This is a genomic window from Colwellia sp. MB3u-45 (assembly GCF_014077005.1).
Lineage (GTDB): Bacteria > Pseudomonadota > Gammaproteobacteria > Enterobacterales > Alteromonadaceae > Cognaticolwellia.
The window spans coordinates 376,505-391,741 of the sequence record NZ_JACGVC010000053.1 but is presented as its reverse complement, the minus strand read 5'-3'; the positions used below and the strand labels follow the sequence as shown (position 1 = coordinate 391,741).

At 35.8% G+C, this 15,237-nt stretch carries 10 protein-coding genes and 1 pseudogene; 4 read left to right on the top strand and 7 right to left on the bottom strand.

Annotated elements, in window-relative coordinates; genetic code table 11:
* Positions 1–336 precede the first annotated feature (336 nt).
* The 3 genes and pseudogenes from H4J41_RS17670 (at position 337) to H4J41_RS17765 (ending at position 1,210) form a co-directional block, all read left to right on the top strand.
* Positions 337–504, top strand: a complete 168-nt coding sequence (locus H4J41_RS17670) for a hypothetical protein (protein WP_259364475.1) — start codon at positions 337–339, stop codon at positions 502–504.
* An 18-nt stretch (positions 505–522) separates the two neighbouring features.
* Positions 523–741: pseudogene (locus H4J41_RS17665) on the top strand (transposase); the annotation flags it as partial.
* Positions 742–1,090: 349 nt separating this feature from the next.
* Positions 1,091–1,210 carry a hypothetical protein gene (locus H4J41_RS17765; protein ID WP_259367428.1) on the top strand — a complete coding sequence of 40 codons (120 nt, stop codon included), beginning with the start codon at positions 1,091–1,093 and terminating at the stop codon, positions 1,208–1,210.
* Between the two features lie 141 nt (positions 1,211–1,351).
* Here H4J41_RS17765 and prsT (H4J41_RS16905) read toward each other — a convergent pair whose 3' ends face one another.
* Positions 1,352–4,141 (bottom strand): XrtA/PEP-CTERM system TPR-repeat protein PrsT, encoded by a 2,790-nt coding sequence (prsT, locus tag H4J41_RS16905; RefSeq protein ID WP_182137286.1) that lies wholly within the window; start codon positions 4,139–4,141, stop codon positions 1,352–1,354.
* 251 nt (positions 4,142–4,392) lie between these two features.
* On the bottom strand, positions 4,393–7,152 hold the full coding sequence (gene prsT, locus H4J41_RS16900; RefSeq protein ID WP_182137285.1) for an XrtA/PEP-CTERM system TPR-repeat protein PrsT: 2,760 nt from the start codon (positions 7,150–7,152) through the stop codon (positions 4,393–4,395).
* Positions 7,153–7,476: 324 nt separating this feature from the next.
* Here prsT (H4J41_RS16900) and xrt point away from each other — a divergent pair, with 324 nt between their 5' ends.
* Entirely contained in the window at positions 7,477–8,862 is a 1,386-nt protein-coding gene (gene xrt, locus H4J41_RS16895; RefSeq protein ID WP_182137284.1) for an exosortase, read from the top strand.
* Between the two features lie 115 nt (positions 8,863–8,977).
* Here xrt and H4J41_RS16890 read toward each other — a convergent pair whose 3' ends face one another.
* The 5 genes from H4J41_RS16890 to H4J41_RS16870 all read right to left on the bottom strand — a co-directional run bounded on the left by H4J41_RS16890 (position 8,978) and on the right by H4J41_RS16870 (position 15,224).
* Complete coding sequence (locus H4J41_RS16890) at positions 8,978–10,537, bottom strand: hypothetical protein (RefSeq protein WP_182137283.1); 1,560 nt, start codon at positions 10,535–10,537, stop codon at positions 8,978–8,980.
* A gap of 351 nt (positions 10,538–10,888) precedes the next feature.
* Positions 10,889–11,872, bottom strand: coding sequence for an endonuclease/exonuclease/phosphatase family protein (locus H4J41_RS16885; protein WP_182137282.1), 984 nt, complete (start codon positions 11,870–11,872; stop codon positions 10,889–10,891).
* 9 nt (positions 11,873–11,881) lie between these two features.
* Complete coding sequence (locus H4J41_RS16880) at positions 11,882–12,952, bottom strand: glycosyltransferase family 4 protein (RefSeq protein ID WP_182137281.1); 1,071 nt, start codon at positions 12,950–12,952, stop codon at positions 11,882–11,884.
* A gap of 104 nt (positions 12,953–13,056) precedes the next feature.
* Entirely contained in the window at positions 13,057–14,049 is a 993-nt protein-coding gene (locus H4J41_RS16875; RefSeq protein WP_182137280.1) for a glycosyltransferase family 2 protein, read from the bottom strand.
* A 23-nt stretch (positions 14,050–14,072) separates the two neighbouring features.
* Positions 14,073–15,224, bottom strand: coding sequence for a glycosyltransferase family 4 protein (locus H4J41_RS16870; RefSeq protein ID WP_182137279.1), 1,152 nt, complete (start codon positions 15,222–15,224; stop codon positions 14,073–14,075).
* Positions 15,225–15,237 lie beyond the last annotated feature (13 nt).

Genomic DNA, 15,237 nt, shown 5'->3' with positions numbered 1-15,237 from the left:
TAAATACGTAAAAATAGCAGACATATGTAATGCATGGTGGAATCAAAAATTTCAGGCATAAAGATAAGCGTCTATTTTGAGAATAATTACCAATAAAAAACATTAATACCGTTATATATTTGAGCCAATTATCATTCATAACATATTGTTTATTTTGAAAAATATAGCCGTTAAAAAATAAACAGTTAACAAAGCCAGTAAAATTGAACACACGATTATGTTGACAGCGGTAAACATAAATACCAAATTAACACTGATAACAGCCTTATTAGGCCCTATAACAAAATCTGTGTAACTGCCTGTCATTTGTACCTAGATTAGGGTTTAAGGCAGACTATGAATAAAAAAGCACTCGTAGCGTTTACGAAGAAAGCCGCCAAATCAATTAAGAGTGAAGTAGACTTAACTGATTTTCGTAAAATGTTCACCAAAGTGACCGTTGAGGTAACACTCAATACTGAATTAGGCGAGCACCTTGGTTATTCCCGTCAAGCAGTCCAGTAAAAATGTTATTCATCTAAAACTATACGTACAGAAGATAGTGCAGTCGATTTAGACGCGCTACGTAATAGAGATGCAAGCTTTGAGCCTCTGCTCGTCAAGAAAAATCAAGCCCGCTTTACCTCGATGGAGGACATGATTGTCTACCTGTATTTCAAGGGTATGACGACACGTGGCATTCTCGCGACGTTTAAAAAAAGGTACGATATGCTGTATCAGCAAAGCTTATTTCTCGGTTAACGAATGCTGTTATTGAGCAAGTTAAGAATAGCAAGCGAGGCTTTTAGACTCAGTTTATCCCTCGTTTATTTGGCCGGTTTGGTGGTTAAAATCAAACAAGATAAACAGCTTATCAAAAAAACCGCTGACCTCACTTCAAACGTCAAGATTGACGGCCATAAATAATTACTCGGTATTTAGATAACCGAAGAAGAAGGCTTAATGACGATCGAAAAACTTGAGCAACGCAGGGATAGTAAACACCCAAGTATATCGCGCTCATAGCATGATAATTGGCAAAATGTCAGCACGCTATCACTAGCCTAGTGATATATACGCAAAGCCATAGACTACTAATGCAATTAAATCATTGAACAGTGTTATTCGTAAGGCCATTAAAAAACGCAAATTATTTCTGCATGATGAATCGGCTAAAAAATTACTTTATTTAGTGATTGAACAAGCATCAAAAAATAGACGATGGCAATAAGAAATTGGAAAACGGCCTTGAATCAATTTATGATTCAATTCGAAGACCGTTTGAAAGAGCTTGTTTAAACCTGGCAATTACACAAAATGCGTTACTGTGTACTTAAGTACCAAATTACCACTGACAGCAGCCAATGATGAGTTAATTAATTTCACTTAGTAGTTTATTAATTTGTTCGAGCTCATCAGGCTGTTGAGTTTTAATCGATGTTAGGAACGATTTGGCTAATTCACTTTGACTGTCTGCAATTAACGCCTCTGCCTTATGAATAATTATTTGAACTTTAGGGTCGCTATTTGACGATAGCGCTAAATCGTATTGTTCAATTGCCTGCTTTATTTGTCCATTAGCGACTAGGGCTTGTGCATAGGTGTCAATAAAATCAGCGTTTTTGGGGTTAACTGTTAACGCCTTTTTAGCATAATCTAATGCCTCTGTGGTATTATTTTGTTGTAACTCCAAGTTTGCTAAGTTGTTTAACGCGACACTATTATTCTTTTCAATTTGGAGAACCGCTTTATATGTAGCCATCGCTTTCTCTGGTTTTTGTGCAACAATGTAGCCGGCTGCCAACATCATTTTCGCCTTAATCGCCAGCGGGTTGGATGCGACATGCGCTTCTAATATTTCCACTGCTTGTGCTTTATCACCTTTCAAGCTTGCCGATTTTGCCCAATACATTGCGTTCTTTTCATTTGGTTGCTTATTATAAGCGGCATTATAATAATTGCTGGAAGCTTCAAAGTCTTTTTTCTGATAAGCCAAATGACCGAATGTTTTATCTGCAAACCAATGATCCGCAATATTTTCATTCGCTTTAATTTCATCTAAATCTTGAGAATTTGGTTCTTCACCTAGTAGAGATTGATAATAAACTTTCAGCAAGACTAACCCTGGTTTGTCTTTATGAGAAGTAATTGACTCCTTTACTAGCGCAAGGGCTTTATCAAATTCTCCCATTTGCTCATACAGTGAAAATAATTTATGTATTACCTGTAAATCTTCAGCTTCATTTTTGTTATATGTTTGGTATGCTCGTTCTGCATTGCGCCAGTCTTTTATTTGTCTGTAGCTATCACCTAAAGCAAGTTCAATTCCAACAATAGGATCTCTGCTTTGTTCAATCTCTTTAAATAATTCGATTGCTTCTTCAGGAGTATTATTCTGATTATGTATCAACGCCAAACCAAATTTCAGGTAATTATTTGATGGATTCTCTTCCAGTGCAGTATGATAAAATTGAATTGCTTTACTTGATAAATCCATCTTAGTTGTCATTGAAGACGCAATTAAGCGGGTGAAGTTGATCATTGCCCTATGATGCTGAGGTTGCAGTTTTATCGTTTTGGTGTAATAGTTGAACGCTTCACTATTCATGTCATTTTTATGTAAGTGTACGGCCAACCTAAACAATGCAGCCGTATTGTTTTCATCAATTTCTATTACTTTATATAAAAGTTTTTCGGCCTCTTCCAAATTCCCTTGTTGCTCCAATACTAAACTTTCGAGTAAATAGCCTTGCACCCTTTTAGATTCGATACTCTGCCACTTCTTAGCAAATACAAGCGCTTCTGTAAACTGGCTATTCTTTAAATACCCCATGACAAGACTTTGTTCGGCAAATTCTAAATTGGGGTCTAATTTCAAAGCTTTTTCTAAGTTTTCTATGCCTTTTTCTGTTTTATTAAGGAAAAGTTGTGTGAGACCTTGTTTAGCGACTTCTTCAGGATTTTTGCTATCTAAATCAATAGAATATTGCAATAGTTCTTCAGCGACTTCTTTTTTACCTGACGTCAATAATTCATTACTAGCCATAGTGAGCAAAGCTGGATCGGCTGTATTTAGCTCCACCATGGCTCTTAAGTCTGCTACCGCATCAATTTCATAGCCCAGCTTAAGCTGTATCTCAATAATCAGTTGTCTTACAATATGCTGAGCAGGTAACATTGCTTTCACGCTATTTAAGTAATTATAGGCTTGTTCTAAATCCCCTAACTTATAACTGCTAACACCCGCAATAATTTTAGATATGTGAAAGCCTTCCCCTTGCATAAGTGACTTTAGGGCGTACTCTTGAGCGGCTTGATAGTTTGCCCTGGAAAACTCTATTTCAGCTTTAAATTGATTAGCTAAAGGGTGGCTAGCCGACACTTTTAAGAGTCGATCTACTTCTAATTCAGCGGCATCAAAATTTTGTGCGTAAATGTAGTTTTGAGCGATAAAAAAACGTACTTGAACATCTTTAGGCCTAAGTACTGCATATTGTGAAAATGTTTGCGCTGCTAATTCAAATTGTTCGGTTGCTTGTAATAAATAACCTTTTAACATAATCGCATCAGCCATATTAGGAGCCGTAGCTAGAAGTGTTTCGACCGTATTAAGTCCTTCTTGAAAATCATTCTCACTATGAGATATATAGGCTCGTCCTATTTGTCCATATATTGAACTATCACTGATGGCTAATGCACTTTCTACATAAAATTTAGCTTGAATATCTTTACCTTCATTAATAGAAGCAATGCCCGCATACGTTAGGATCACAATCATATCATCGTCTTCGTATACACTAGAATTCTCAGCTACTTGATAAATGTAATCATATTTACCCAGTTTATATTTTACTTGCACTAATTTTGACATTAACTGTTGTTTATTAGGATTAAGCGCTAATGCACGTTCAAGCTCTTTTTCAGCGCCCACATAATTACCTTGATCAAGATAAGAAACACCTAATAGGTATCGAGTTTGAGGATGATTACTGTCCAGATTAATCGCATTTTTCAACACGATTATTGCACTGGCATAATCCCTTTTTTCAGAATAGCTTTGCGCTTCTGCCATATACTCTTCAACAGTTTTCGGATCTGAGCAGGACATAATATTTATTATTATTAAATATACGAATATGAGTTTTAAACTTATACGAGGCATTAGGGGAAACTCCATTTTTTGTAATATCTTCATATGTGGTTATCATATTAGCAAAGCACTTGCTGTCCAAAGCCTAATGACATTCATTTAGTTAAGCATATTCTTAGCAGTATGACAGGCATCATTGGAAATTTTATTTACTTGCTACTTTTGGACAACAAACAATAGCAAGTAAATGTTTATAGACAAGATAAGCTGCCACCTCCAATTGTTAACAAATAGTTAATACAAAGTCAATGTAAAACAAAGTACTACTGTTTTTTCGCAAGTGTCATCAGCGACGATTTTCGCTGGCTAAGTTCATTGTTATTAGTTGCTGATTGTTGCAATAGTGCTATCGCCTCTTTATTAAGGTTATTGGCAATTAATACCTCTGCATAATTAAGCGCGATACTCATATCCTGCCCATCGCTTATTTTATATGCTTTTGATAACGCTTTCCATGCGGCTAACCTTTCCCCTATTTTAAGTAGAACCATGCCTCTTGTATCGATAACATTTGGATTGTCAGGGGCAATTTCAATCGACTTTTTAGAATGCAATTGTGCTTTTTCTAATTCGCCTTTTTCCAAGTATAGCCATGAAAGGTTATTGAGAACAATGACATTACTAGGTTCATTAATAAGCATTTTTTCGTAAGCTAAAATTGCATTGTTAGGCTCCGTAGCTAAATAGCTATCAGCCAATATCATTCGTATACGGTCGTCTTGCTCATTTTTCGCCAAATATTCCTGCAAAACCTTTTGTGCTCGTACTTCTTGGTTGCTACCTTTAAACGCCAAGGCAAGTAATAAGGCATTTTTTCGTGATGGATAAGCTTGGTAAAAAAGCGTTAACTTTTGAGCGGCCTTAACGAAGTCTTTTTCTAGAAAAGCGATACGCCCTTCTAGACCTGATTTAAACTCAGACTTAACACCCTGAACCTGTTGATCTTGATAGAGTTTTTTGGCTTCATAAAGCTTATTATAATCCAACAACAATTGCATTTTTACGATTTTCAATACCAAGCTTTCTTTATGATGATCCAACAAAGCTTTATCGAGATAATGTAGTGCTTTGTCTACTTGTCTTTGCTTAACGTAATAATCCGAAACCATTAAAATAGGCTCTATATGATAAGGGTTAGCCTTTAACCACTTCTCGATGGTGGTAATTAATTGCAGCTCATTCTGTTGCCTTTTATAAATAGCTATACGTTGTAACCAGGCCTTTTTGGGTGTTTTAATATTAGTTTCCATGCCATTGGAAATAACTAGCGCTTGTGTCAAATCACCTGAATTAATAAGCGCGTCAATATATAACAAAGTTAATGCCATATTATCGCTACTTTTTTTATAAGCCTGCTCAATTTTAGCTAACGCTTGCTCATCGCGTTTTAATGCATAGTTATAGCGTAAAGCCTTTGCATTATCTGGATATTGTTCAATCGCACGCAGGGAAAATTTTTCAGCTGCTGTTTTATTACCCTCCGTATAATTAAGCTTAGCTAACTCGGTAAGCGCAAATAGATTATTGGCTTCTTTAAGTAAACTTGTTTGTAATGCTTGGGTAGCGAACTCATTTTTTTGTTGCGCAATATAAATAGCCGCGAGCATATTATAGCTACCCGCTATGTCAGGCTGTTTTTCTTGCCATGCCTTAGCAAGTTTAAGCGCTTTATCATAATCACCTGTTTGAAATGCAGCATAAGTAACCGCAAGCTCTGCACCTTCAAAATTTGGATTGGCTTCAAGTGTTAATTCTAAATCTGCAACCCCTGAAGGATCATTAGTCATTAATTTTAATATACCGCTACGAACACTTTGCTCTGCATTCGACTCGGTTGCACTCTCATTAGCTTGCTTTGCTAAAATCTTAGCTTGGTCAACGGCCCCTAATTCTGCAAGTTGAAAGCTCAAACTAGATAAAAAACGTACTTCTTCAGAAGTAGTAGCGTTAAAGCCAATGAGTGTTTCATTTATATCATCAATTAACCCCAACTGAAGCTGACTTATCGCCAATATTTTCCTTGAATAGTGGTTATCTGGCATTTGTTTTACAATAGCGTTTAAGTGATGATAAGCGCTTTCATAATTATTTAAATTGAATGCACTCGTGCCAGCAATTAATTTTAACACTGGCAAATTATAGTTTTGATTAAGCGCAGTTTCGGCATGTGACTTGGCAAGTCTAAAGTCCTTTTTATCGAACATAACCACAGCTTTTACATAATTTGCTAGCGGTTGTTCACTGCTAAAGGCAAGAATATCATCGGCATATTTTTCAGCTTCATCATATTTATTATCGCGTAATAATGAATGAGCAATAAACAATTTAGTTACGCCCACTTGTGGCTGGTATTTTTCATATTGCTTGAAATTCTCTGTCGCACTGGCAAATTTATTTAAAGCAAAAGAAATATGACCTTTTAACAACAAGGCATCAATATTTTGAGAGTCTGCTAGTAAAGCTGCTGATACTAAAGAAAGTGCCTCTTCATTATTATTTTCGGCAAAATTAACGTAAGCATTTGCTAACAAGGTATAGGAGTTGGACTCAGACAGTGACATTATTTTCAGGGTTATTTTTTGAGCTACCTCAAGTTTTTCGCTAAAGACAGCGCCAATAATTTTAAAGGCTAAGTACTTAATTTTGCTCTCTATAACTAAGTATTCACCGTCTTCAGATAAGCTTGAAATATCTTCATAATTTTCAGCCAAAAAATAAGCCCTTGCCAATAAAGGTACAACTTTATTGGCGTCGTAGTTTAATGAATGCGCTCGCTCTAACTCTTTAATAGCAACTAAACTATTACCTTGAGATAAATACAACTGACCCAATAAAAAGCGTGCTTCCGCGTTTTCCCCATCAACTTTTAAAGCATTTTTTAATTCTATTTCACTTGTACTTAGTTCGTTTTTTTCTATCGCAGACTTCGCCTTGACAACATGCTCTTGTGACGTTGTATTTTCACCACAAGCAGATATAAAAACCGCGAACCCTAAATACGTTGCTAATTGATTGAATTTCAAAACATCCACTCCTTGTGTTTTATTCTTAATATTTAACTATGCTCTCAATGAATTAACCTAGCATTGCGACTAAATTTTCATCAAAGTTAACTTTAATACCTAGATAAATATTGCTCTCATAACTTATTATTTATTGTCTGTAGTAAATATAGCTGCTTATAACCCTTTAAATAAAGACAAACCATTAAAATCTTGTTAACTTAATTATAACAACAACAATAACAATAACTCGATTGAATAAATTTTATTATTGTAATTAACAGTAGCGTTAATTTTAGATAAGCTTTTCATTTATTCTTCCCGTTATATTATAGATAAAATAACATGATAAAATTTAACAAACACATTGAAATTGTTAGTATTTTCTTTAAGACACCGCTTTTAGGTATCTTGCTCATTTTTTTCACCGTTGCCTTATTAAACATACCTATTTTAGTCACTTTATGGCGACATAGTTTTGATGATGGCACATACTCTCATGCTTACTTAATACCCATTATTTCACTGTATTTGTTTTATATATTGCAAAAAGCAGGAAAGTTGACTTTTCGAGAGAAACTATCCATTCCTGCAACGGTAATATTTATTTTTTCTTGTTTAGCATTATTTATAATGAGCAATGCCCAAATAAGTTTAGGTTACTGGTGCTCTCTGCTAGCAGTTTTAGTCACTAGTATTAATCTGCTTTACAAATTGAACAGATATATAGCTTTCCCTAGCATATTTCTAATTTTCATCATGCCAGTTTGGGGCATGTTGACCAATATACTTCAAGAAATATCGGTCAGCCTAGTGACCTACTTTATGAGTTTTACCAGTGTGCCGACTTATGTTGAAGGTAACTTTGTCACTATTCCTGCAGGTGTTTTTGAAATAGCTGATGGTTGTAGTGGTTTAAGGTACATGATCGTTTCATTAGCGATCAGTTCACTATTTAGCTTTCTATATATTAATAATGTCAAAAAGGCGTTAGGATTTTTTGCCCTCGCTATTTTTGGGGCACTACTGACTAACTGGATAAGAATTACAGCGTTAATATTAATTGGTGAATATACCAATATGGAAAGTAGTTTGATGCAAGATCATAATACTTTTGGCTGGTATCTTTATGTGCCATTTATGATTTTTCTTTTTTGGTGGGGTAACAAGCTTTCTGACATTGACTTAATTGCCTCAACCTCAAATACAACACAAATCAAAAATAGCCCTAGCTATCCATCTATGACGGTATTGGTATTAATGTTGGGCTTGTCATCAACCACTTTTAGCGCAATGCTTGTACCTGCTACTGCTACTGAAAATTTAACCAGCGATGCTGCTTTTGAAATACAGCCAAAAATACATTTTTATTCTTTTGTCACTCACAATATACCTTCAAACGACAACACTATTAAGCTTACTTATGTTTTTAATGGTGAAGCCTTAGATGGTAAACCCAGTTATTATGAAAATAATTTAATACCTAGTGGTTGGAAAAGCATTCGGCAAGAAAACCATCAAAATATAAAAATACACCGCATTTTCAAGGAGGGTAAAAGCGCATTAATTCTGGTCAGTTATGAAATCAACCAACAACAATTTCCGTCACTTACCGCCTTCAAAATCGCCCGATTAACCATGGCATTCAAAAACATCAATCAAACAAAATTACATTGGACCTTTATACCTTGCAAGCAACACAATTGTGAAGCTGAGTTACAAAACCTCTAAGGTAATATCATCAACTAACACGCTAGCTAACCAGGTCAACATGATGAAATTAAGAAAACGACTTAACTAAGGTATCTACATTTAGTTGACCAGGTCACGTAAGCCTATTGCAATATTAGTCAGTATTTAACAACAAGCTCTTTAACCAAGGTAAGTCACTGGTAGTTGAATACATCCAACCAAAACGTCGCGGCGGCCTCAGCACCCAGTAATTTTTCTCTCGTGTGCTTTTTTGTGCTTTTTTAAATTTTGTATAAGCGCCTGAGCATTGCTCTAATAAAGCACGAAACAAGGTTTTAACCATAAAGTTATCCTGCTTGGTTATTTGCTTTATATACGCTGACTTACCCAATAAAGCGGCAACATCACAAGCATGCTGCGGATCTGTCCATTGATTCAACTCTTCCTGCTCAGGGTTTTCTATAGATACTATGTATTTAGCAATCACAATATTCTTTACCCTAGCATCACCATAGTAAATACCATAATTCAAAATAAAGTCGCCAAAGGCATCAATTAAAGACGCGGCTCGCACATCACCGGTTAGTTGATAAAAGCGCCATAGTGCATCACCTAATAAAGCCATCATCCAAGGCGAACAAGCCGGCGTGTCATCACCCCAACCTTCATGTGATTTATAACCATGCTGCGGACAACCTCTTAATGGCCAGTTATTGTCAGGATTAAACGTCATGGCAACGCTCGCATCAATAATGTTATTGATGCGGACTAAGGCTGCCTCATCATGAGTTAGCTCCCAATAGGAAACAGCCACATTTAACGCTGCCGCTTGGTTACGCTCAGTCCAAAAACCACGCCCTAAACTATAACTTTCATCCCAGTCTAGTGAACGTTCAAAAATTCGCTTAAGTGTTTTTTTTGCTTCAACGTCACCCGTAAGTAAATAACGATACAACAAACCTTTCGGCATTAAATATTTAGGGTCAAAGTTTTTTTTCAGAACAAATAGGCCACTTTCATCAATATTATTAATATAAAATTCTGCAAGTTTATTGGCTTTTGTTAACCATTGGTTTTCACCTGACATTAAAAATAATTGATAAATGGCTTGCGGACGGTCAAACAACCATTGGCTTGCTTGGCGTGCTGGATAACCTTTTTTGCTCAACAAGGCCTGATTGGTTAAATAATGGGCGTATTTTTTTTGCGGCTCGGTGTACCAACTGGTGTCTATTGCTTTATCCGGGTGTAGTAATATACTTTGCACCAACCATGGTGTTGAAGGATAAACAAGCTGGCTTAAATTAGATTGATTAACATTAATTTGCTGAACAGCAAGTGCTTTATCTGAATCCAACCAAGTAAGCGTCAGTGTTTTAGGCGTCAGTTCTTTAGGCCCCAGTGCTTCAGCAAAGTCTTGCAAACGACTAAGGTCAATCGACAGCAGGCGAATAAATGGCTCACTCTTCATGGTTGGCCAAGTATTAAGTACCTGGTAGTTAGCTTTAATCGGATGGTTATTGGCAGTTAAAAAAAAGCTACTGTTCAAAGCAACACGTTGATTTGGAATGGGTAGCAATAAAAATATCGACTCTTCATTAATGGTTTTATTAATGGTGGCAAGATCAAATGTAATAGTATTTTCAACACTAAAGCTATGAGTTGAGAAAAAAACCAAAACAATATAAACCGCAATAAGCGCTAATTTTAACATCAAAAATCCTTTTATTAATTACACCTATGATACTAACTAAGTGCTCCATTTAAATGGTCTAAATATTTAATAATATTGTTGCTTTCAAGCACACACGCCAGCTATTTCTCAAAAAAATATTCTTGTTTTATTCTAGAGGCTTACATCAATATATTAGGTTTTACTAATGCCCTGGAGCCATGTTCTAAAGAGGTGTTAGTCATTAAAGCAAGGTATTAAAGAATACATGAAGCATATACCCAGATGACGAGTAAAGGCGATGTAAGCACCCATCAAGCACCTTGTTGTTAAAATTTGCTCTCATTACTTATGTAAAGTGAGGGTAAAGGTAAAGCTGAATCCTTAATAAATTTAATGGGTATTACCTACACTAAAAGTAGCAAACACGGGCTGATGATCGCCATTTATAACCTCAACAACATCAACAGCCTTTAACTTAAAGTCATCAGAATATAAAATATGATCGATTCTTACGCCATGCCATACCGTATGCTTAGTGGCGTTAAAACCAATACCTTTGATGCCAATCGCATTATTTAAATGTGTAAAATTACGCTGATAAGTATTTTCATCTTCCGGCATATTAAAGTCACCCACAATTAAGGTGTAGGGTTTGTTTTTTGACCACAAGCTGACTAATTCAGCTTCAAATTGCCGGTTACTCTCTATGGTGTTTGCCAATGTAAAATCAAAAAAACGATAAATTAAGCCCATCAGTACTGAACGCGGCGTTTCAAAGTGTACATTCGCTAAAGAAACTTGACCAAACTGGGTTTCAATTTGATAGAAAATGGCAAAAGTCCCCCACCCCTCAAATAACCTTCTACTTAGTACTTTAACTCGTTTGAAAGGGTATTTACTAAAAATACATAAACCAGAAATACACTCCTTAAAATCATAATCAATAAATAGCGTTGAAAGCGCTATGTTTCTCGCTTCCTGCAATAAAATTATGTCTGGCTTCCTAGTGAAGCCAATATACTCAAGCTCTCGCTTAGAGCCGCCACCACCAATATTAGCACTAAGCACTGATATTTCATCTGAAGTTGCAGTTGAAGTTGAAAAGTATGAACTTGGGCTAGGCAATTGAAAGTCTAAAAAATTTAGTGATAATAAAATTAACAAGGAAGAAAACCATAATTGTGCTTTTGACAAATAACGCCAGAAAAACAACAAACCAATAACAGCAATCAACAACCACCAACGTGGACCAAATAATAACGCATACTTAGGAATAGTCAGTATTTCGTAAGTCGGCCACCAAGGTAATAATGTGACCAAAAAGCACATACCACAACAGAAAATAAAATACGCTTGGCTTAAACGTTTAAACATGTAGCTTCTCTATTTTTCATAAAGCTCAGCATATTTTTTAGCTGATGACTCAATAGAAAAATTGTCTATTATATAAGCAAGAGCATTGGTACCTATTTCATCAACAAGCGATCTATTATTCATAATATTCAGTATCTGTTCTGCTAATTTTTGATCATCATCAAATTCAAACAACCAACCAGTTTCATCATGTTTGACTAGTCTTGGATTACCACCCACATTAGTCGCGACAACGGGAATACTATTGGCCATAGCTTCAATAATTACCATCGACAACCCCTCCGTTTCGGAAGTAACAACGAGTAAATCTAAAGAGGAATAAATCAGTTCACGGTCGTTCACCATGCCATGAAAGGTAACAGCTAAAGTAGGCGTTTTTTCTTTATAGAAAGTTTTTAAATCTTCTAAACTTAGGCCATCACCAAAAAAGTGTATTTCAACATTAGTTTGTAAGTCTGCAGGTAAGCGTTGAATAGCTTTAAGTAATCCTATCTGGTTTTTTAAAGGAATAACCCTACCGACTGAACCAATTCTTAAAACTTCACTTTTAGCAGGCACTTTATTTACTGGTTCTATCAAAACACCGTTATCAACCACAACGCTAGTAACATTTCCCCATTCATGAGCTTGATGAAAGTTATCTTTACCTTCTTGAGAAACAAAAGTAACGGCAGCTATATATTGCTTAATTTTTTGGTGAAACCTTAACCAGGGTGTTGAAGAGTATGGTGCGGCACCATGTCTGGTATAAACAACCGTCTTTCTTAGCAAAGGTAAAAATAAGCTTAAATATTTTAATGCATGAGGAGAATGTACATGAATTACATCAAACTTTAATAAAACCATAAACACTCTACATAACTTTATATATGAGTGACTTGAATAAGAGGCAACCGGAATGTTATTGACGTGGCAAGTACCAACCAAATCATCGGTTGGGCTGCCTAATGAAATAATTGCAGGTTGTATATTGAGTTTTTTTTGCGCTATCGACAAATCGATAATAAAGCGTTCAGCTCCGCCAATTTTTAAGCTACCAATAATGTGAGCTACTTTTTTACTTGTTTTTTTTTGTTTCATAACAAACTTAGAATGAACATATAATAAATATGAATGTGTAAAAATACCTCTTGTGAAGTGTTAGCCTCAAAAGAGGTGGAAATAACAATACAATTAAGTAAACACTAACGATTCGGCTCTGGATTACCTATTTCTTGAGATAATTGTCTTGAATCACCGATTGGATCTTTCAAAGGATCCCAGTCTTTACAAAAAATTCTTTTAGCCAGCCCGGTAATTTTATTTGCTAAGGGAATAGGAATAAAAAAGAATCGGCAAATCAAAAAAGCCTTACGGCGAAATACCCAATTATAAATAGACTGCTCTGAATAAAAATTATAGCCCCATCTTTTTTCAAACTCTCGATGCGATTTTTCATTAAGCTTATGCGACCAAACAAAAAAGAAATATTGCATGTCTTTAATGGTTAATCGAGTACATAAATTATCAAATATCACTTTTGAAAAGGGGTTGGCAACCATAGTTTTACCCTGTGCTCTTAACTGCATAGGAATATCTATTTGTTGTCTCATGACCATATCTGGAAAATCAATTTCTTGTAGATCTTCAGTTTTAAAAGCTACGGTATGCCACTCAAAAGTTTCTGTCGGCCTAATTTCTAACGGTATATTCTCTGGTAGCTCTCTTCTATATTCTTTAGCTTCAATTAAGTAATCAACACCCTCATATTCAACAACCAATATTTTACAAGTATATAAATGGTTTCGAATCTTAGCGCCTTGATCAACGCCCTCTTTTTCAAGCGTTAATGGAGAAACAAAAGCAGCGCCATCATTAATACTTTCAATCAGTGGCGGCATCCAACCAGGCAACACAGTAGTATCCGTTTCAACCCAAACCAACATGTCGGTTTTAATAATAGGCACTAAATGCTCAAACACTTTCATAGGCGTGACCATGCCACCATAATCAATTATTTTAGCATTCGGTATACTTTTAATACGTTGTTCAACTTGCTTAATAAGAGCCTTTGGGTAGCCAATATCCGTTATTATTAAATCAAATGGCTCATCAGTATTTTCACAAACAGCGTCAATGCACTCAATAACACCGTAATATCGCTCTCTTGGAGTTATCACTATGGTAATAGTAGTCATTACATTTCCTTTATGACTTATGGTTAATTTTGTTTTAAAACTTCTCTATAAAAGTCGACATGGCGATTAAAATAATGCTCTCGAGTAAAGTTGAGGTAACATCGTTTAAAGCCCTCCAGTCCCATAGCGCTTCTAAGCTCATTATTAACAATTATTTTATGGGCTGCATCAGCCAATTGCTTGGGCGTGTCGCTATCAACCAATAAACCGGTTTCATTTTCTACGATAGCTTCAGGCACACCACCAATTAAAGACCCAACTATAGGTAAACCTGTCGCCATTGCTTCAAATAATACCGTAGCGCCATTTTCTTCCCTTGGAGAATGTAAGAAAATATCAAATGCCGAAAAGTAAGATTCAGGATCAGGATGAAAACCGGCAAAAATAACCCTTTCAACCTTAAAGTCACTGATCAGCTTTTCTAACCGTTTAGTGTCTTGCTCATTACCCTTGCCTAAAATCATCAAGTGTACTGACTTACCTTCGCCACCCAGGCGCTGTTGCAAGTCAGCAAAACCTTTAATAACTACATCAATGCCTTTTTCTAAGCCAAAATGCCCCATGGCACCACAAACAATATCGGTTGGTTTAATGGCAAAGCCATCCCTAATACGATTTCTAGCATCAAGATCAAATGTAAATCTGTTTATATCTGCAGAAAGATTAATTAACTGTAATCGTTTAGGTTTAATTAAATTGCTGGCAATAAAATCTCGACCGCGAGCATTTGACACAGTAATGACACCTTCGCTAACTATTAGCGAAAACATATTACGTAATTTGTTTTTAAAGCTTGCTGTTTCAAAGTTTAATGAACGATGAAAAGTCATGATTTGAGGTGGTGTTTTATTGAAAGAAAATTTAGCGAGCGATGAAAAAAACAAACTGCCAGCATCATGTGTATGTATTAAATCTATGTTATGCGAAGCACAAAATCGCGCTAACTTTTTTGCCGCAGCAAAGTCGAACAGTTTTTTCCGATCAAATACAATGGTGTCTTCAAATACGGTTAAATCTATCTCATCTGCACCTAAATGAGAAACACAACCTAAAAAAACCTTGTGTCCAGCTCCTTGCATACCTGCTGCGAGGTTTCTAATGGCCTCTTTGCGACCGCCATTCTCAAATGACAATGTTAACTGTAAAATATTCAGTGGCTTTTCATTTTTGTGCATTATATTCCCTTAC

Excerpts from the sequence above, each read along its gene's own strand:
- H4J41_RS17670 (WP_259364475.1), top strand. The coding sequence starts at position 337 with ATGAATAAAAAAGCACTCGTAGCGTTTACGAAGAAAGCCGCCAAATCA.
- prsT (WP_182137286.1), bottom strand. The coding sequence starts at position 4,141 with ATGCCTCGTATAAGTTTAAAACTCATATTCGTATATTTAATAATAATA.
- xrt (WP_182137284.1), top strand. The coding sequence starts at position 7,477 with ATGATAAAATTTAACAAACACATTGAAATTGTTAGTATTTTCTTTAAG.
- H4J41_RS16890 (WP_182137283.1), bottom strand. The coding sequence starts at position 10,537 with ATGTTAAAATTAGCGCTTATTGCGGTTTATATTGTTTTGGTTTTTTTC.
- H4J41_RS16885 (WP_182137282.1), bottom strand. The coding sequence starts at position 11,872 with ATGTTTAAACGTTTAAGCCAAGCGTATTTTATTTTCTGTTGTGGTATG.
- H4J41_RS16880 (WP_182137281.1), bottom strand. The coding sequence starts at position 12,952 with ATGAAACAAAAAAAAACAAGTAAAAAAGTAGCTCACATTATTGGTAGC.
- H4J41_RS16875 (WP_182137280.1), bottom strand. The coding sequence starts at position 14,049 with ATGACTACTATTACCATAGTGATAACTCCAAGAGAGCGATATTACGGT.
- H4J41_RS16870 (WP_182137279.1), bottom strand. The coding sequence starts at position 15,224 with ATGCACAAAAATGAAAAGCCACTGAATATTTTACAGTTAACATTGTCA.